This window comes from Cupriavidus sp. C1SS-2L (assembly GCF_057073735.1).
Genome location: NZ_CP172708.1, coordinates 3,403,554 through 3,421,923 on the forward strand (window position 1 = coordinate 3,403,554; position 18,370 = coordinate 3,421,923).

Below are 18,370 nucleotides of genomic sequence, written 5' to 3' on the forward strand. Positions count from 1 at the left end.
TGGCGGGCGGATTCAGCGTTGTCTGTGCGCCTGGCAAAGACGACTCATCGCCGGAAGCCGCCGTGGAATCGGCCGCCTCCGCGGAAGCCACCGCCCCCACCGCCGAAGCGGCCGCCGCCCTGCCATTGCTGCGCCGCGCCCTGGAATCGTTGCTGGCCGATGTCGCGCGCCTGGCGCTGCTGTTCCAGCCGGCCGGTGACTTCGTTATTGGGCTGCACGGGTTCCCAGCCGCCGGGCGTGTGCTTTTGCCAGCCGCTGTCGGTGTGCTGGTACACGGAACCGTCATGGCCGGCGTACACATTGCCGTTGTTCCACGCCACCGCATTGCCCTTGTCGGGATTGGCGACAAAGCCACGGCTGCCCGCCGTGTGTTCGCCGGTCTGGGTATTTCCGGCAATACCAGCCTCCGCAGCGCCCACGCGGCCCGTCTGCGCGTTATAGCCCGCGACCTGACGGCCAGCCGCGTAGTTGCCGGTGTACTCGTTGCCGACGACACCGCCGCGTCCGGCACCTTCGCGCCCTGTCGACGGGTTGGCGAACGAGCCCTGCCGTCCCGCTGCGTAATTGCCCGAATAGGGATTGAAGGCGGCGCCGCGGCTGCCCTGGAAATGCGCCCCCGTGGCCGGGTTGAACCCGGACGCCGCGGTGCCGCGCCATTCCGTACCCGTCCAGGCATTCCAGCCCTGCGCATGCGTGACCGTGCCCTGTCCCCAGCGGCCATAGAAGTTGGCCTGGTTCACGTTCACGTAATTCCAGTTGTACGGGCCGCCCCACCAGTACGGTCCCCAGTACGGCGATGCCGCGCCCCAGAACGCGCCCGCGGCAAAGCCGAACGCAAAGCCCTCGGCCAGGCCGATGCCGAAGCCGGCGCCATAGCCGTACGTGACCGGGTAGCCGTAGTAGACCGCGCCCACGTACGCCGGATAGACGTAGCCCGTGCCGTACACCACGGTGCCGTCGGCGCTGACCACCACGCCCATGTAGCCCGGCGTGTAGCCGACCACGACCGTATCGGGCGTGACCGAATAGATGCGCACATAGGTCACGTAGTAGACCGGCGAGCTCGGCGGGATCGTGTAGATCGCCGACGGCACTTCGGTCGCCACGCGCCAGGCGCCCGTCGAGACGGGAGCCGTGAACCAGACGCCGTTGGCCACGGCGTAGTAGTGACTGCTGTCCACCTCGATCACCGGCGTACCGGTATTGACCGCGTAGCTCAGCGAGGTACCGGTGATCGGCACAAAGCGCGGCGCGCCATCATAGGCCACCGTCAGCGCCGCCTTCGCGCGCGAGACGTTCGCGGTCTGCGGGATCGTGGCGGCGATCACGGCTTCCTTCGCCTGCGGCGTGCCGGGCACGGACACCAGCACGTTGGCCTTGGCGTCGTTCGGCGAAATCTTTGCGAAATCGGCTGGCAGCTCGCCGCCAGGCACGTATTGCCACGGGCCGGTCAGCATCGGCGCGCGGAACCAGCGCCCGGACACCAGCACGTAGTAGTTGTTGGACGCCGGATCGACGAACACGGCATGATCGGCATTCGACATCGTCAGCAGCCCGCCGCCACCCACCGGCGTCATCTGTGGCGCACCGCTCGTCACCACAAGCTCGGTCGGCCGGGTTGCGAGTTGGATGGCCGGCGCACGCGCCGGGCGCTTGCCGTCGGACGGCAGCATGGCATCGGGCCTGGAAGCGGCTGCCGCCTTGGTCGCCGCGGCCTGCAGGCCCTTGGGTACCGTCGACATGACTTCCCACGCGCCGCCAGCGGACTCCGAACGGAACCAGTAGCCCGCCGCCTGCAGGTACAGCTCGCCGCCGGGCTCGCGCAGCAGCATTGCGCGGCTGTTCGGCGCGCGTTCGTAGGAGGTACCGGGCACGTTGCGCCACGCCGGATCACCGTCCACGTGGACCAGCAGCGTCGGCGTGGTGGCAAAGATGATCTGCGGCGCATCGTTCTTCACGGGCACCTTCGTCGCACTGGCCAGCTGGCGCGAGACGGCGTAGCTGGCCTGCAGTTCGTCGAGCGGCACCGTCAGGCCGCCCGCCGGCAGCCGGGCCAGCAGCGCGTTGCGCACCTGGTCGGCGGCTTCGGGACGCGTCGGCACCTCGACGCTTTCGATGGTGATCTGCGTCAGCTGCACCAGCGCTGAGGGCTTGTCGATATCGGCGACCGCCGAGAAGTGGACCACACCGTAAGTCGGCGTCCCGTCCTTCGCACCGACCGCGACCGCGGCACGGCCGGACATGCGGTTGCCCTCCCATTTCTCGATCTCGGGCTGGTACAGCTCCACATGCTCGCTAGCGGCATCGAAGTTGCGCGGCCAGTCCAGCGGCGTCACCGCCTTTGGCGGCGTTGCCGCCTCCGCCATGGCCGGCGCGATCGCGATGCAGACGGCTGCCACCAGCGCGCTGGTGTGCTTCAGGCGAAACGACATGGCAATCTCCAGGTAGGGACAGTCCGCTGCATGGCCCCGCTGCGATGCCCCAAGGGCAGGCCGGACGAACGTTGGGCACGATACTGCACAACGAGCAGCCGTGCGTCCGAATCTAAATGAGCCTGCAAGGGCGGACAATCCGTTTCAAAAACATTCAGCACGCCGCCACAAAGGGCGCAGATCACTGGCATCCGCGCCGCCGAACGAGCGCTTGCAGCGTCACATGCGGGTGTCTGTTGGATCACCGGAAGCCGCCGGAAATCCCCACCGGCTCGCGCAATAGTGCATTGCAATCACTTCAGCCCGGTGCTGCTCTTGAACGCGCGCCGCGCCGGCCCCACCTTTTCCGGACTGTCCTCCAAGCCCGCCCCCATGCCCCCACGGACCACCATCCTCACCGCCGGCACCATCACGGCCCTGCTCCACGCCTATATCGGCTGGCGCCTTCTGCCGGACCTGCCGGTTCCCCTGCTGATCAAGGCGCTCGGCGGCATCTGGCTCGCGCTGTCGTGCGTACTCCTGCCCGCCGGCCTGCTGGCGCGCCGCATCAGCCAGCCCTGGGCGGACGCGGTGTCCTGGGTCGGCATGCTCGCGATGGGGTTCTTTTCGTCGCTGCTGATCCTGACGCTGGCGCGCGATATCGTCCTCGCCGTAGCATGGCTGGCGGGCTGGCAGCCCCCCGGACTGCACGCTTACAGCGCAGCGGCGGTGGTATTGCTTGCGCTGCTCGTGACGCTTGCCGGCTACGTGAATGCGCGCCGGCTCGCCCGCGTGGTCGATGTCGACGTGCCGGTCCACGGCCTGCCGGAGGCGCTGCATGGCTTCACGATCGCGCAGATCAGCGACATCCACGTGGGCCCGACCATCAAGCGGCCGTACCTCGACCGTATCGTCGACCGCGTCAACAGCCTGGAGGCCGACGCTGTGGCCATCACCGGCGACCTCGTCGACGGCACGGTGAGAGAGTTGTCCGCTCACACGGCACCGCTGGCGCGCTTGCAGGCGCGCCATGGCGTGTACTTTGTGACGGGGAACCACGAGTACTACTCGGGCGCCGAACCGTGGATCGCGGAACTGCGGCGGCTAGGGCTGCGCGTGCTGATGAACGAGCACGTGGCGCTCGAGCATGGGAGTGATGTGGTGGTGCTGGGCGGGGTGACCGACTACTCGGCCGGGCGCTTCCACGAGACCCATCGCAGCGACCCGAAACGCGCTCTGCAAGGCGCGCCGAGCGCTGGCGTGCGCGTGCTGCTCGCGCACCAGCCGCGCACGGCGGCGGCTGCTGCCGAGGCAGGCTTTGATCTGCAGTTGTCAGGCCACACGCATGGCGGCCAGTTCTGGCCGTGGAACCTGTTCGTGCCGATGCAGCAGCCGTACACGGCGGGGTTGGTGCGGCATGGGGCAATGTGGGTCTACATCAGCCGGGGGACGGGGTACTGGGGGCCCCCGAAGCGGTTTGGAGCGCCGTCGGAGATTACTCGGGTGAAATTGGTGCGGGCAGACGATTGAATCCGCACAAGACAAAAAAGCCAGGCGCGAAGGCCTGGCTTTTTCATTGGCACCGCGCCATCAGCGCGAAATCGGCTTATACCGGATCCGCTTAGGCTTGGCCGCTTCCTCGCCAAGGCGACGCTTCTTGTCCGCCTCGTACTCCTGGTAGTTCCCCGGGAAGAACTCCACATGCGAGTCGCCTTCAAATGCCAGGATGTGCGTGGCGATACGGTCCAGGAACCAGCGGTCGTGCGAGATCACCATCACGCAGCCCGCGAATTCCAGCAGCGCGTCTTCCAGCGCGCGCAGGGTTTCCACGTCCAGGTCGTTCGACGGTTCATCGAGCAGCAGCACGTTGCCGCCGGCGATCAGCGTCTTGGCCATGTGCAGGCGGCCGCGTTCACCACCCGACAGCGTGCCGACCTGCTTCTGCTGGTCGCCGCCCTTGAAGTTGAAGCGGCCGATATAGGCACGCGACGGCGTTTCGTAGCGGCCGACGGTCAGGACATCGGCGCCGCCCGAGATTTCCTCGAACACGGTCTTGGTGCCGTCGAGCGCGTCGCGGCTCTGGTCGACGAAGGCCATCTTCACGGTCGGCCCGATCTTGATCTCGCCGCTGTCCGGCTGCTCCTTGCCCGTGAGCATCTTGAAGAACGTCGATTTACCGGCGCCGTTCGGGCCGATGATGCCGACGATGGCGCCCGGCGGCACCTTGAAGCTCAGGTTCTCGATCAGCATGCGGTCGCCAAAACCCTTGCTGACGTTATCGAACTCGATGACCTCGTTGCCCAGGCGCTCACCCACGGGGATGAAGATTTCCTGGGTTTCGTTGCGCTTCTGGTATTCCTGGCTGTTCAGCTCGTCAAAGCGCGCCAGACGCGCCTTCGACTTGGCCTGGCGACCCTTCGGGTTCTGGCGCACCCATTCGAGTTCCTTGTGCAGCGCCTTCTGGCGGGCCGATTCGCTCGCCTCTTCCTGCTTGAGGCGCGCTTCCTTCTGGTCGAGCCACGAGCTGTAGTTGCCCTTCCAGGGAATGCCCTGTCCGCGGTCCAGTTCCAGGATCCACTCGGCGGCGTTGTCGAGGAAGTAGCGGTCGTGGGTCACGGCCACGACGGTGCCCGGGAAGCGCGTCAGGAACTGCTCGAGCCAGTCCACCGACTCGGCGTCCAGGTGGTTGGTCGGTTCGTCGAGCAGCAGCATGTCGGGGCGCGACAGCAGCAGGCGGCACAGCGCCACGCGGCGCTTTTCGCCACCGGACAGATTGCCGATCTTCGCTTCCCACGGCGGCAGGCGCAGTGCGTCGGCGGCGATTTCCAGCTGCAGCTCGGCGTTGTTGCCGTCGCTCGCGGCCAGGATGGCCTCGTACTTGGCCTGGTCGGCGGCGAGTGCGTCGAAGTCCGCATCGGGCTCGGCATAGGCCGCGTAGATCTCGTCGAGCTTCTTGCGCGCCTCGAATACGCCGCCCAGCGCTTCTTCGACCGACTCACGCACGGTCTGCTCTGGATCGAGCTGCGGTTCCTGCGGCAGATAGCCGATGTTCAGGTTCGGCATCGGCGTGGCTTCGCCCTCGATCTCCTTGTCGAGGCCGGCCATGATCTTCAGCAGCGTGGACTTGCCCGAGCCGTTCAGGCCCAGCACGCCGATCTTGGCGCCGGGGAAAAAGGACAGCGAGATGTCCTTCAGGATGTGACGCTTGGGCGGAACGATCTTGCCCACGCGGTTCATGGTGAAAACGTACTGAGCCATGGCGTGCGGTGTCCGTGTGTTCAGGGAATTTGGGAATGGGCGGAGTTTAACAAAGCACGTGCCCGCCGGTCTGCGCAATGCTCGCGCGGCCGGTACAATCGCAGGTTCGCTTTCGCGCTAACTCGTTGATTTCATTCGACCATGAGCAAACCTGCCCTGACCCTGAAGTTCAAGTGCAAGAAGTGCACGAAGCCCGTCACGCTGTATCTGCAGAAGACGTCGGCGTGCTCGCACATCACCCCGTATCAGGGCTTCTGCAAGTGCGGTGAGATGATGCGCCACGCCACCGGCGACAAGGACGCGGTCGAGTCGTTCGTGAACTCGCTCGACAACAGCTGGATGCACCACCATCACCACCACCACTGATCCGCACGCAGTGAACGGCAACACCTGGCAGCCCGGCACCAAGGATCCGATGCGCTTCCTCGGCGGCTATCCGCCGGAGGTGCTCGACCAGGTGCGCGAACTCGCCGCCGCGGGCCGCCTCGGTGACCACCTCGCGCGGCGTTATCCGCAGCGCCACGCGGTGCAGACCGACCGCGCGCTGTACGACTACGCCACCGAACTGAAGCAGGAATTCCTGCGCAGCGCGCCGCCGCTGCATAAGGTCGGCTTCGATGCGACGCTGGACTCGGCACACAGGGCGCTGGGCCTGCATACCGCGATTTCGCGCGTGCAGGGCGGCAAGCTCAAAGCCAAGAAGGAAATTCGCGTGGCGACGCTGTTCAAGGACGCGCCGCCGGAATTCCTGCGCATGATCGTCGTGCACGAGCTCTCGCACCTGAAGGAGAGCGACCACAACAAGGCGTTTTACCGGCTCTGCGAACACATGGAGCCGCGCTACCACCAGCTCGAATTCGACACGCGCCTGTGGCTCGCATGGCGCGAAGTGGAACGCGCAGCGAAGGCATAACGGCAGGTTGTTGCGGCACCCTCCGCTGCGCCTGCTTCGTGCACCGCAACACACAAGCTGCTTGACGCTCCCGCGCGCCGCTATGTATAACGAGCGCGTGGGTAGAAGCGGTCGATTGGACAGCAACGGCGCAATGCCGTGAGGTCCAACTGGAGATTGCTCACTGACGGAGTGTTTCGTCGGTGGCGCAGTTGTCCAACGTTCCCCTGACAAAGACTCCCGAAAACAGCATGCAAGGCGCCCGCGGCGCTGGTTCGCTCGCGTATCGCGCGCGTTCGCCGCATGCGTGTCCAACCTAGTCATTGTTAGGGGATCTCCCATGATCATCGACACCAGCTGTTATCCGACAAACCTGGTGGACCTGGCCTGGCGCCACGACGGCGAGCCGTTCTCGGGCGAGCGCCTGATCCAGATGATGGACGGCCCGTTCACCATCAACGGCAAGCCGCGCCGCATCGACAAGGCCTTTATCCAGCCCCCGCAAGGCAACACCATCTACACGTGGACCGATGGCGAGAAGTCGGGCAGCGAATCCATCGACGCGTACATGGCCTACACGGTCGAGATGGTGAAGAAGTACCCGGACCGCTTTATCGGCTGCTTCGTCTACAACCCGCGCTGCGGCGTGCAGAACGGCGTCAACGCGATCGAGCACTATGTAAAGACGCTCGGTTTCAAGATGGTCCAGTTCCAGGCCAATATGCACGCGTACCGGCCCGACCGCGCGCTCGACTGGCTGCGGCCCGCGCTACAGAAATGCGCGGAACTCGGCGTGCTGGTCAAGCTGCATACCGGCGACGGCCCGTACAGCATCCCGACCGAATGGGTGCCAATGATGAAGGAGTTCCCGACGGTCAACTTCATCATGGCCCACTTCGGCGTGCAGACCGGCGGCGTGTACTGCTTCGAGCCGTTCCAGATGGCCATGGATATGCCCAACGTGTACTGCGAATCGGGCTGGTGTCTGCAGTCGCGCATCGTCGAGTTCGCCAAGGTGCTGCCGAAACACAAGATCCTGTTCGGCTCCGATACCCCGCCCAACGAGCCAGGCATGTGGCTGCGCCTGCTGGAAGTGCTGTGCTTCGAGCCGCCGCAAGGCCTGAACCTCGACGAAGACACGCTCGAGGATTACCTCGGCAACAACGTCGCCCGCATGATCGGCCTGGAGCCGACACCGGTGCCGCGCACCCTCGAGGAAGCCAGGGCGCGCCTGGCTGCATGAGCGCTATGCACTGACAACGGACTCCGGAGCACACACCATGATCATCGACACCCACCTGCACCCGACCAACCTCGTCGACGAAGCCTGGCGCCACACGGGCGAGCCCTTCAACGGCGAGCGCATGCTCAAGATGATGGACGGCCCCTACATGATCAACGGCAAGCCGCGCCGCATCGACATGGGCTTTATCCAGCCGCCGCCGGGCAATACCGGCTACCGCGACGGCAATCGCCGCGGCCGCGAAGGCATCCGCGACTACATGGCCTACGTGGCCAGCCTGTGCCAGAAGTACCCTGACCGCTTTATCGGCAACTTCACGTTCAACCCGCGCTGGGGCCCGGAAGAAGGCGCGCAGGAGCTGGAATTCCATATCAAGGAATATGGCTTCAAGATGGTCAAGCTGCACGCCAATATGCACGGCTACCGGCCCGACCGCTGCCTCGACTGGCTACGCCCGGCGATGAAGGTCTGCGCCAAGTACAACACCGTGGTGCTGATCCACACCGGCGACGGACCGTACACGATCCCGACCATGTTCTACCCGGTGATCCGCGAGTTCCCGATGGTCAATTTCATCATCGGGCACTTCGGCATCCAGACCGGCGGCAACTACTCGTTCGAGGCGTTCTGGATGGCGATGGACACGCCCAACGTGTACTGCGAATCGGGCTGGTGCTTCCAGTCTCGCATCGTCGAGTTCGCGCGCGAGCTGCCGCGCAACAAGATCGTGTTCGGCACCGACACGCCGCCCAACGAGCCCGGCATGTGGCTGCGCGAGCTGGAAATGCTGTGCGGCCCGGCGCCGCAGGGCATGGATCTCGATGAGGACGGCCTTGAGGACTACATGGGCAACAACATCGCGCGGCTGGTCGGCATCGAGCCCACTGCGCCGCCGAAGACCCAGCAAGAGGCACAGGCGCGGCTCAAGGACACCTACGCCAGCACGCGCTGAGCCACACCGAGTAGATCCGCAGGCATGGCACGGCGGCCGCGACGAGCGGCCGCCGGGGCAGCCTTCGCCGTGCCAACCCTGACGACAGGAGGCATTCATGAACTCGCCCTCCGCGCCCTTCGCTACCGCATCGGCGCACAAGACTTTCCACGACACCTCGCAGGATTTCCACCAGTTCCTGGCCGCATACCGCGAGGCGTATCCCGATGATGTGCTGCAGATCCGCGAACCGGTCAGCGCCGATGAGGACCCGACCGCGCTGGTCTGGGCACTCGCGGCGCAGGGCCGCCATCCGGCGCTGCTGTTCGAGCAGGTAGATGGACTTGGCACGCCACTGGTCACCAACCTCTTCGCTTCGCGCGAGCGCGTGGGCCGCATGCTCGGCGGCGTGCCGCCATCTGCCATCCACGCCGAGTATCAGGCGCGCAGCCGCCGCATGGTCGCGCCGCGCGTGCTGGAGGGCGGCGCCGTCACCGGCCATGTCGAGACGCGCCACATCGACCTGCGGACCATCCCGGCGATCCGGCACTTCGCGAGCGACCGCGGCCCGTACATCACTAACGCGATCCTGATCGCGGAAGACCCGGAGACCGGCGTCGGCAACGCGAGCTTCCACCGCTCGATGCTGCATTCGCCGACCGAAATCGCCACGAGCCTGCATTCGCGCGGGCACCTGTGGCGCATGCAGCAGCGCGCGGCCCAACTGGGCAAGCCATTGCCGGTGGCGATGGTGATCGGCGCGCACCCGCTGTTCATGCTTGCCGGCGCGGCTCGGCTGCCGTTCGGCGTGGATGAGCGCCATGTCGCCGGCGGCCTGCTTGGCGCGCCGATGGAGGCGGTGCGCACGCCGCGCTATGGCATCCTCGTGCCGGCACACGCCGAGATCGTTCTTGAAGGCGTGATCGATCCCGAAGCGCGCGTCGAGGAAGGCCCGTTCGGCGAGTTCACCGGCTATTCGTCGGACCGCTCGACCAACAACCTGCTGCGTGTGGAAAGCGTGATGCGGCGCACCGACGCGTGGCTTGTCGACGTGGTCGGCGGCAACTCGGCCGAGCACCTGAACCTTGGCCGCATCCCGCGCGAATCGGAGATGGTCGAAAAGCTCAGGGAGCGCTTTCCGAGCGTGACCGCCGTGCACTATCCGAGTTCGGGCACGCACTTCCACGCCTACGTGGCACTGCGCCAGAGCCGCCCGGGCGAAGCGCGCCAGGTGATGCTGGGCCTGCTCGGCTGGGACCCGTACCTGAAGACCGTCGTGGCCGTCGATGAAGACGTCGACATCACGCGCGACGACGAAGTGCTGTGGGCCATGGCCACGCATCTGCAGCCGCATCTCGATGTGGTGGTGGTCGACGGGTTGCCGGGTAGTGCGTTGGACCCATCTGCGTCCGGTGTTGGCACGACCTCGCGCATGGGACTGGATGCCACACGCGGGCCGAACTTCGATGGGGTGCGCGCGCGCATCGATGCAGCGGCAATGGACAGGGCTCAGGCGCTGCTCGCACGCCTGGCAGTTCCGTAAGGGATTACCCCGTCGAAACGGCGGATTCATCGTCCAACCCGATCGATAAATCCGCCACGAGCATTGTTCCTGACCGCCCCCGCTGGCATGCTGGATTCATAGAACAGGACAGGCGCGGGCATGCAAGGGATGGCATCGACCATCCGTACACGATCGCCGGCGACCTTCGGGCGACACCGACGCAACCGAGCGCGACCGGCGTGGTACCGACCAATGGAGACAGCATGACCCCCAACCTGCAATCGCATGGGGCAGTCCCCGTGCATCCCGTCGACGAAGTCCTGCCCGCCCCGCGTCTGCTCGCATTGGGCCTGCAGCATGTGCTGGTGATGTATGCCGGCGCCATTGCCGTGCCGCTGATCGTGGGCGGCGCGCTCAAGCTGCCCAAGGACCAGATCGCGTTCCTGATCGCCGCCGACCTGTTCTGCTGTGGCCTCGTGACGATGATCCAGAGCATCGGCATCTGGAAAGTTGGCATCCGGCTGCCCGTCATGATGGGCGTGACCTTCACGGCCATCGCGCCGATCATCGCGACCGGTTCCAATCCCTCGCTCGGGCTGCCCGCCGTGTTCGGCGCGGTGATGCTCGCCGGCATTTTCACGTTCCTGGTGGCGCCGTACGTCGGCAAGATGGTGCGCTGGTTCCCGCCGGTGGTAACGGGCACCGTGGTGCTCGTGATCGGCATCTCGCTGATGCGTGTGGGCATCAACTGGGCTGCTGGCGGCAACCCGATGATCTCGACGCCCAACGGTCCCGTACCGAACCCGAACTTCGGCGTGCCGGTCAACATCGCCATTGCCACGGTTGTGCTGCTGACGGTGCTGGCTCTGGTGGCGTTCGCCAAAGGATTTCTATGCAATGTCGCCGTGCTGATCGGCATCCTGACCGGCTTCGCGATTGCGCTGTCGCTCGGCAAGGTCAGCTTCGACGGTCTCGCTGCGGCGCACTGGGTGGAGCTGATCACGCCGTTCCATTTCGGCTGGCCGACCTTCGATCCGATGACGACTGTCACGCTGTGTGTGGTGATGGTGGTGATCATGATCGAAGGCGTCGGGCAGTTCCTGGCCCTTGGCGAGATCGTCGGCCGGCCGGTGACCTGCGACGACCTGACACGCGGGCTGCGCGCTGACGGCGTCGGCGCGCTCGTCGGTGCGGTGTTCAACACGTTCACCTACACATCGTATGCGCAGAACGTCGGACTGGTGCAGGTCACCGGCGTGCGCAGCCGCTGGGTCTGCGCGACGGCCGGCGCGATCCTGGTCGTGCTCGGCTGCCTGCCGAAGCTCGCGTTCTTCGCGGCGTCGATTCCGCAGTACGTGCTGGGCGGTGCCGCGCTCGTGATGTTTGGCATGGTCGCGGCCACAGGCGTGCGCATCCTCGGCCATGTCGATTTCGTCGAGAACAAGAAGAACGCCTACATCGTCGCGGTGAGCATCGCGCTCGGCATGATTCCGCTCGTGTCGGAGCGGTTCTTCTCGCAGATGCCGGAGCTGCTCGCCAAGTTCTGCCAGAACGGCATCCTGCTCGGCACGCTGTCCGCGGTGCTGCTGAACGTGCTGTTCAATGCGCGCTCGCCGCAGCCGCAAGCGCACGGCCTTGCGAAAGAGCCCGCCTGACGACTAACCGAGATTGCCGCGATTGCGCATCAACAGGTCGCGGAAGCGCTGGGCCGGCGGCGACAGCGACCGGTCCGCGTGCACCAGCAGCGAGATCTCGCGATGGATCACCGGATCGGTCGGCATGACCGTGGCCAGTCCCAGCGCCTCGGTCAGCCGCGTCACTGCGGCGCTCATCACGGCGATACCGAGGCCGGCCTCGACCATGCCGACCATCGTCAGCGGCAGCAGCACCTCATGCAGCCGCGACAGCGTGATGCCGCGCGCGGCCAGTGCGGTATCGAGGCAGTCGCGGATCGGATTGCCCTTGTGCGGACCGATCAACGGAATGGGCGCCACATCTTCCCAGCGCAGAGTCTTGCGCCGCAGCAGCGGATGGTCGGGCGGCATCACGATCACAAACGGATCCGTCGATAGCCGGTGCGCGGCCAGGTCGGGCTGCCCTTCCGGAATCGTGCCGATGCCGAAGTCGACCTCGCCCGAGCTGACCATCTTCGGCACCTCATGCTCTGACACATCGTGGATGTCGACCTTCACGCCCGGATGTCCAAGGCTGAACTCGCGAATGAAGCGCGGCAGCATCAGTGCCGCCTGGATCGACGAGGCCGCAATCGATACGCGCCCGCGGCCCAGCGTGCGCAACTCGCTCGATGTCTCGATCGCGCTGTCGATATCGGCCACCGCCTTCTTCACGAGCGGCAGCAGCTCCTCGCCAGCCTGCGTGATGTGGAGCTGGCGCGTATGCCGGTCGAACAGCTTCAGGCCGAGGTTGTCTTCGAGCTCGTGGATCAGCGCGCTGACAGAGGACTGCGACAGGTCCAGCTTTTCCGCCGCGCGCGTGAAATGCCGCTCCTGCGCCACCGCGATAAAGGCGCGCAGTTGCCGCAGCGACACGTTCATGTTGCCGATGTTGGCCACTTGTCTTCCTCCTGTGGTCAGGTGCGCGCCTGCTGCGGAGATCCGCGCGGCGCATCTGATTCAGAGGGTAACACGATCAATTAATAGGTTTCGAGGTCTTTACCGATGATGGCCCTCACACCATGATGGTTGCTAACGGATGGCCCCGCAGGCCGCCGAAGCAATCCTCAGGAGAAGCGATGAGAGCGTTTGAATACTTCGAGCCGGCCACGCTTGCCGATGCTTCGGCAATGCTGCACCGCGCCGGCGGCAAGGCCACCGTGCTGGCCGGCGGCACCGACCTGCTCGTGCAGATCAAGGAGTCGGTGCGCAAGCCCGAGCAGGTCATCAACATCAAGAAGATCCCGGGCATGGACGTGCTTACGTTCGATCCCGTGAATGGCCTGCGCATCGGTGCGCTGGTCACTACGCGTCAACTCGAAACCTGTGGCTTTGTGCAACGGCACTACGCCGGGCTGGCGAAGGCGGTGACGGACTTCGCCTCGATCCAGGTGCGCCACCGCGCAACCGTGGTCGGCAATGTGTGCCGCGCGTCGCCGTCGGCCGATTCCATCGCGCCGCTGGTCGCGGATCGTGCATCGGTGCATTTGTATGGACTGTCGGGCTCGCGCGAGATGCGCGTGGAGGACTTCATCACCGACGTCGGCAAGACCGCGATCGCACCGGACGAAATCGTGACTCGCATCACCGTGCCCGCACCGCGCGCGCATACCGGCAAGGTCTATCTCAAGCATGGCCGGCGCGTGCAGATGGAACTGGCCACGGTTGGCGTAGCGGTATCGCTGACCATCGAAGAAGGCCGCTGTACAGATGCCAACATCGTGCTCGCCGCGGTGGGGCCCACGCCGGTACGCGCCGAACACGCCGAGGCACTGCTGCGCGACCACCACCTCACCGATGCACTGATCCTGCAGGCCGCACATGCCGCCACACGCGACGCGCGCCCGATCAGCGACGTGCGTGCGAGCGAAGCCTATCGCCGACAGATGGTCAGCGTGCTCACGCGCCGCGCGCTAGAGGAAGCCCACAAACGCGCTTTGGAGGCCACACCATGCGAAAGCTAATCGAACTCGTCATCAACGGCGAACCGCGCGAGCTTGCGGTCGAGCCGCACGCCACGCTGCTGGACGCGCTGCGCAACGACGCCGGCCTGACTGGTACCAAGAAGGGCTGCGACGTCGGCGAATGCGGCTCATGCACCGTCATCGTCGACGGCAGGCCGATGAATTCGTGCCTGATGCTTGCGCCCGAGGCGCATGGCTGCCAGCTCACCACGATCGAAGGCGTGCAGCCGTCGCCCGACACCGTGCATCCGATCCAGGAGCAGTTCATGCAATGCGGCGCCGCGCAGTGCGGCTTCTGCACGCCGGGCTTCGTGATGATGGCCAAGGCGCTCCTTGAAGCGAACCCGCACCCGACGCGCGACGAGATTCGCTTTGCGATTGCCGGCAACATCTGCCGCTGCACGGGGTACACCAAGATCATCGAGGCGATCGAAAAGACTGCCGCCGCGATGGCGAACGAGGAGGCATGATGACCCACGCCGTGATCGGACACAGCGTCAAGCGCACCGACCTGCTCGACAAGGTCACCGGCAATGCGAAGTACGTTGCCGACATGCCGTTCGCCGGCCTGCTGTTCGGCAAGATCAAGCGCTGCGAAGTCGCGCACGCAAAGATCCGCCGCATCGACACATCGCGCGCGCTTGCGCTGCCCGGCGTCAAGGCCGTGCTCACCCACGAGAACGTGCCGCGCGTGTTGCATGCCGGATCGCCGCATCCGCGCTCTGCGTCAGTGACGTGCGACCAGTACATCCTCGACGACAAGGTGCGCTACTGGGGCGAAGGCGTGGCCGCCGTGGCCGCGACTAGCGAGGACATCGCGGCGCATGCGATCGAACTGATCGAAGTCGAATACGAGACGCTGCCCGCCGTATTCACGACAGAAGATGCCGAACGTTCCGACGCGCCGCGCATCCACGACCGCGAACCCGGCGGCAACCTGGTGTTGCCGCCTGTCATCGTCAAGCGCGGTGATGTCGAAGCCGGCTTTGCCGAAGCGGATTTCATCCTCGAAGGCATCTATGAAGGCGGCCGCCCTACCCCGGCCTACATGGAACCGAACGTCTGCACCTGCAACTGGGACGGCAACGGCAATCTGACCGTGTGGATTTCCACGCAGACCGCGTTCATGGTACGCGGCATCATGGCCGAAGTGCTGGGCCTGCCGCTGCACAAGGTACGCGTGCTGGTCGACCATATGGGCGGCGGCTTTGGTGCGAAGCAAGACCTGTTTCAGCATGAGTTTCTGTGCGCATTGATGGCGCGCGAGACGCGCCGGCCGGTGCGCATGGAATACACGCGCGAGGAAACCTTCCTCGGCGGACGCACACGCCATCCGGCCAGGATCTGGCTCAAGCAGGGCTTCCGCAACGACGGCACCATCACTGCGCGCCAGGCGAAGGTGGTGTTCAACTCGGGCGCGTATGGCTCGCATGGTCCCGGCGTCACCAACGTCGGCACCGCAGCCATGGTCTCGCTGTACCGCTGCGACAACGTGCTGCTCGAAGGGCGTTGCGTCTACACCAACAGCCCGATCGCGGGCGCGTTCCGTGGCTATGGCGTGGTGCAGACCTACTATGCGCTCGATGTCCAGATGGACGAGGCGGCCGAACATCTCGGCATGGACCCCGCCGACCTAAAACTGAAGAACGCCGTGCGCGAAGGCGATATCGCACCGTCCAATCACCCACTGATCGGCCACGGGCTGGAAGCATGCATCAGCAAGGGCATGGAAGCCACCCGTTGGGCCGCACTGCGACAGCGCCCACGCGATACGGAAGGCCCGATCCGCACCGGCTGGGGCATCGGTTGCGAGATGCACGGCAGCAGCGCCTATCCGGGCATCAAGGAGCAGGGCAACGCGATCATCAAGATGAACGAGGATGGCACCGTCGTCCTGCTGACGGGTGCTGCAGGGCTTGGCACGGGAGCGCATACGGCGCTCGCGCAAATCGTGGCAGAGGAACTGACGCTGCCGTTCGAGTCGGTGTCTGTGGTCCACGGCGATACCGATGTGGTGCCGTGGGACATCGGCGCCTTCGCGAGCCATACGACGTACATGGTCGGCAAGGCCGCGCAGATGGCGGCGGGCGAGATCAAGCGGCAACTGTTCGATCGCGCGGCGAAGCTGCTCGAATGCACCCCTGATGCATTGATGCTCACGGCTGGCGTGATCGCGGTGCGCGACCGCGAAGGTCCAACGCTGACGGTGCGCGAAGCAGTCATGCCACGCAAGGGTATTCCTGCCGCGCAACTGGTCGGCACCGCCACATACCACCCGACCAAGTCGTATTCGTTCGCCGCGCATTTCGTGCAAGTCGAAGTCGACACGGAAACGGGCTTCATTACCGTGAAGCAGGTAGTGCCCGTGCATGACGTCGGCAAGGTGATCCACCCCGTGGCGGCGGCCGGCCAGATCGAGGGTGGCATCCAGCAAGGCATCGGCCATACGCTGTACGAGGACTACCAGATCGACATGCGCACCGGCCGCTCGCTCAATGCCAACTTCGTCGACTACAAGATGCCGCTCGCGATGGACATGCCGGAGATTCACACCATCATCCTTGAAGCGGCCCCCGATCCTGGCGGACCGTTCGGCGCCAAGGGCGTAGGGGAGGATCCGATCGTCGCGATCGGACCGGCCATTTCCAACGCCGTGTTCGATGCGATCGGCGTGCGCTTCCGGCACTACCCGATCCGGCCGGAGCAGGTGCTGCAGGCGCTTGCCAAAAAGGCGGCGGCATGACGAAGCGCCTTGTCGTCGCTATCACCGGTGCGAGTGGCGCGGTCTATGGCGTGCGCGTGTTGCAGGCGCTGTCACCGCTGGCGGACTGGGAAACGCATCTGGTGTGCTCGCCTTCCGGCCTGCTGACCGCACACCACGAACTCGGCCTGCAGCGACCGCAGGTCGAGGCGATGGCCGATGCCGTGCACAACGTGCGCGATATCGGCGCAGCGATCGCGAGTGGATCGTTCCGCTGCGACGGCATGGTGGTAGCGCCCTGCTCCATGCGCACGCTGGCCGCGATCGCGACGGGCATGGCCGACAACCTCGTCACGCGCGCAGCCGACGTAATGCTCAAGGAACGGCGCCGACTCGTGCTGCTTGCGCGCGAGACGCCGCTGCATCTCGTGCATCTGCGCAACATGACTGCAGTCACCGAGATGGGCGCGATCGTGCTGCCGCCCCTTCCTGCCTTCTACACGCATCCGCAGACCGTCGACGATATCGTCAACCACACGGTTGGTCGCGTGCTCGATCTGTTCAACGTTCCGCACGATGGACTGGTGCAGCGCTGGGAAGGCCTGCGCCCTGCCATCGGCGCCGCATAGCCCACGTTTCGCTTATCGCCCCGCCAACGGGGAACGCAGTTTGAATCAGGAGACAACATGACGCACCACGCCACGCAGTTGCCGCCCGTACCGGTCACCATCCTCACCGGCTTCCTTGGCTCCGGCAAGACCACGCTGCTGAACCACATCCTGACGCAGAAGCACGGGCACCGCATCGCGGTGATCGAGAACGAGTTCGGCGAGGTCGATGTCGACTCCGATCTCGTGATGACTTCCGACGAAGAGATCTACCAGATGACCAACGGCTGCATCTGCTGCGTTGTGGACGTGCGCACGGACCTCGTGCGCATCCTGCAGAAGCTGCTCGAGCGGCCCGAGCGATTCGACCACATCCTCGTGGAGACCAGCGGCCTGGCCGACCCGACGCCAGTGGCCGCGACCTTCTTCATGGACCATGAAGTTGCGCAGCAGGTAAGACTCGATGGCATTCTGACGCTCGTGGATGCGGTGCACATCGAAGATCACCTCGATGATCCGCAACTGACAGGGTTCGACAACCAGGCCGTGGACCAGATTGTCGCGGCGGACCGCGTCATCCTGAACAAGACCGATCTCGTCAGTGCCGCGCGGCTCGACGCACTCGAAGCGCGCATCCACAAGCTCAATGAAGGCGCGCAGATCCTGCGCTCCAACTATGCGCAGGTCGATCTAGGCAAGATCCTCGGCATCGGCGGGTTCACGCCGGGCATAGTGCAGATGGAGGATCACGGACATGCGCATCACGAGCACGATCATGCTGGCCACGTCTGCGACGAGCATTGCGACCATGCGCATGATGAGGCCGAGCATGGTCATCGTCATGATCCATCGGTGACATCGGTCTCGCTGGTGTTCGACCAGCCATTCGATCGCCAGCGGCTTGAATACGGCTTGCGGGCATTGCTCGCCGCACAGGGCGACGATGTATTCCGCATGAAAGGCATCGTCGCCGTGGCCGGCGATACGCAGCGCTACGTGTTGCAGGCCGTGCACCGGCTCATGGATTTCCGTGCGGACGCGCCATGGGGCACGGAAGCGCCGCAGAGCAAGTTCGTGTTCATCGGCCGCAACCTGGACAAGCAGCGGCTGCAGACACTGCTGAACGTTTGCATGCCGGTGCGCGTAGCAGAAGCGGCGTAATGTCCCTGGCGGGTTAACCGGCTG

15 protein-coding genes are annotated in these 18,370 nt (G+C 65.3%); 12 read left to right on the forward strand and 3 right to left on the reverse strand.

From position 1 onward, the window contains the following. Positions 1-44: 44 nt before the first annotated feature. Positions 45-2,432, reverse strand: coding sequence for a carbohydrate-binding family V/XII (locus tag ACIGJG_RS15735; RefSeq protein WP_220631090.1), 2,388 nt, complete (start codon positions 2,430-2,432; stop codon positions 45-47). A gap of 372 nt (positions 2,433-2,804) precedes the next feature. On the opposite strand from ACIGJG_RS15735, the gene ACIGJG_RS15740 reads away from it, so the two are divergent. After that, entirely contained in the window at positions 2,805-3,941 is a 1,137-nt protein-coding gene (locus tag ACIGJG_RS15740; RefSeq protein ID WP_011299210.1) for a metallophosphoesterase, read from the forward strand. A 60-nt stretch (positions 3,942-4,001) separates the two neighbouring features. On the opposite strand, the gene ettA is transcribed toward ACIGJG_RS15740, so the two are convergent. Then, positions 4,002-5,669 carry an energy-dependent translational throttle protein EttA gene (ettA, locus tag ACIGJG_RS15745; protein ID WP_011299211.1) on the reverse strand — a complete coding sequence of 556 codons (1,668 nt, stop codon included), beginning with the start codon at positions 5,667-5,669 and terminating at the stop codon, positions 4,002-4,004. A 141-nt stretch (positions 5,670-5,810) separates the two neighbouring features. On the opposite strand from ettA, the gene ACIGJG_RS15750 reads away from it, so the two are divergent. The 6 genes from ACIGJG_RS15750 (at position 5,811) to ACIGJG_RS15775 (ending at position 11,894) form a co-directional block, all read left to right on the forward strand. Continuing rightward, positions 5,811-6,035 (forward strand): hypothetical protein, encoded by a 225-nt coding sequence (locus ACIGJG_RS15750; RefSeq protein ID WP_010812270.1) that lies wholly within the window; start codon positions 5,811-5,813, stop codon positions 6,033-6,035. 49 nt (positions 6,036-6,084) lie between these two features. Then, entirely contained in the window at positions 6,085-6,582 is a 498-nt protein-coding gene (locus tag ACIGJG_RS15755) for a M48 metallopeptidase family protein (protein ID WP_011299212.1), read from the forward strand. Between the two features lie 319 nt (positions 6,583-6,901). Continuing rightward, positions 6,902-7,804: an amidohydrolase family protein gene (locus ACIGJG_RS15760; protein WP_011299213.1), complete on the forward strand. Its 903-nt coding sequence runs from the start codon at positions 6,902-6,904 to the stop codon at positions 7,802-7,804. Between the two features lie 37 nt (positions 7,805-7,841). Further along, complete coding sequence (locus tag ACIGJG_RS15765) at positions 7,842-8,756, forward strand: amidohydrolase family protein (RefSeq protein WP_011299214.1); 915 nt, start codon at positions 7,842-7,844, stop codon at positions 8,754-8,756. Positions 8,757-8,853: 97 nt separating this feature from the next. Then, positions 8,854-10,278, forward strand: coding sequence for a UbiD family decarboxylase (locus tag ACIGJG_RS15770; protein WP_483672527.1), 1,425 nt, complete (start codon positions 8,854-8,856; stop codon positions 10,276-10,278). Positions 10,279-10,502: 224 nt separating this feature from the next. Next, positions 10,503-11,894, forward strand: a complete 1,392-nt coding sequence (locus ACIGJG_RS15775) for a nucleobase:cation symporter-2 family protein (protein WP_011299216.1) — start codon at positions 10,503-10,505, stop codon at positions 11,892-11,894. Between the two features lie 3 nt (positions 11,895-11,897). Here ACIGJG_RS15775 and ACIGJG_RS15780 read toward each other — a convergent pair whose 3' ends face one another. Further along, entirely contained in the window at positions 11,898-12,812 is a 915-nt protein-coding gene (locus ACIGJG_RS15780; RefSeq protein WP_483672528.1) for a LysR family transcriptional regulator, read from the reverse strand. A gap of 179 nt (positions 12,813-12,991) precedes the next feature. On the opposite strand from ACIGJG_RS15780, the gene ACIGJG_RS15785 reads away from it, so the two are divergent. The 5 genes from ACIGJG_RS15785 to ACIGJG_RS15805 are packed head-to-tail and all read left to right on the forward strand — an operon-like array spanning position 12,992 to position 18,346. Then, the gene (locus ACIGJG_RS15785) at positions 12,992-13,876 is read left to right on the forward strand and encodes an FAD binding domain-containing protein (protein ID WP_220631091.1); all 885 of its coding nucleotides are present in this window, start codon (positions 12,992-12,994) and stop codon (positions 13,874-13,876) included. Further along, entirely contained in the window at positions 13,864-14,346 is a 483-nt protein-coding gene (locus ACIGJG_RS15790) for a (2Fe-2S)-binding protein (protein WP_140950675.1), read from the forward strand. Before ACIGJG_RS15785 ends, ACIGJG_RS15790 begins: the two co-directional genes overlap by 13 nt. After that, positions 14,346-16,619 carry a xanthine dehydrogenase family protein molybdopterin-binding subunit gene (locus ACIGJG_RS15795; protein WP_011299220.1) on the forward strand — a complete coding sequence of 758 codons (2,274 nt, stop codon included), beginning with the start codon at positions 14,346-14,348 and terminating at the stop codon, positions 16,617-16,619. The genes ACIGJG_RS15790 and ACIGJG_RS15795 overlap by 1 nt, the downstream gene beginning before the upstream one ends. Next, positions 16,616-17,206 (forward strand): UbiX family flavin prenyltransferase, encoded by a 591-nt coding sequence (locus ACIGJG_RS15800; protein WP_011299221.1) that lies wholly within the window; start codon positions 16,616-16,618, stop codon positions 17,204-17,206. Before ACIGJG_RS15795 ends, ACIGJG_RS15800 begins: the two co-directional genes overlap by 4 nt. A gap of 57 nt (positions 17,207-17,263) precedes the next feature. After that, positions 17,264-18,346, forward strand: a complete 1,083-nt coding sequence (locus ACIGJG_RS15805; protein ID WP_011299222.1) for a CobW family GTP-binding protein — start codon at positions 17,264-17,266, stop codon at positions 18,344-18,346. Positions 18,347-18,370 lie beyond the last annotated feature (24 nt).

Coding starts and splice junctions, on each gene's coding strand:
- ACIGJG_RS15735 (WP_220631090.1), bottom strand. CDS start 2,432: ATGTCGTTTCGCCTGAAGCACACCAGCGCGCTGGTGGCAGCCGTCTGC.
- ACIGJG_RS15740 (WP_011299210.1), top strand. CDS start 2,805: ATGCCCCCACGGACCACCATCCTCACCGCCGGCACCATCACGGCCCTG.
- ettA (WP_011299211.1), bottom strand. CDS start 5,669: ATGGCTCAGTACGTTTTCACCATGAACCGCGTGGGCAAGATCGTTCCG.
- ACIGJG_RS15750 (WP_010812270.1), top strand. CDS start 5,811: ATGAGCAAACCTGCCCTGACCCTGAAGTTCAAGTGCAAGAAGTGCACG.
- ACIGJG_RS15755 (WP_011299212.1), top strand. CDS start 6,085: ATGCGCTTCCTCGGCGGCTATCCGCCGGAGGTGCTCGACCAGGTGCGC.
- ACIGJG_RS15760 (WP_011299213.1), top strand. CDS start 6,902: ATGATCATCGACACCAGCTGTTATCCGACAAACCTGGTGGACCTGGCC.
- ACIGJG_RS15765 (WP_011299214.1), top strand. CDS start 7,842: ATGATCATCGACACCCACCTGCACCCGACCAACCTCGTCGACGAAGCC.
- ACIGJG_RS15770 (WP_483672527.1), top strand. CDS start 8,854: ATGAACTCGCCCTCCGCGCCCTTCGCTACCGCATCGGCGCACAAGACT.
- ACIGJG_RS15775 (WP_011299216.1), top strand. CDS start 10,503: ATGACCCCCAACCTGCAATCGCATGGGGCAGTCCCCGTGCATCCCGTC.
- ACIGJG_RS15785 (WP_220631091.1), top strand. CDS start 12,992: ATGAGAGCGTTTGAATACTTCGAGCCGGCCACGCTTGCCGATGCTTCG.
- ACIGJG_RS15790 (WP_140950675.1), top strand. CDS start 13,864: ATGCGAAAGCTAATCGAACTCGTCATCAACGGCGAACCGCGCGAGCTT.
- ACIGJG_RS15795 (WP_011299220.1), top strand. CDS start 14,346: ATGACCCACGCCGTGATCGGACACAGCGTCAAGCGCACCGACCTGCTC.
- ACIGJG_RS15800 (WP_011299221.1), top strand. CDS start 16,616: ATGACGAAGCGCCTTGTCGTCGCTATCACCGGTGCGAGTGGCGCGGTC.
- ACIGJG_RS15805 (WP_011299222.1), top strand. CDS start 17,264: ATGACGCACCACGCCACGCAGTTGCCGCCCGTACCGGTCACCATCCTC.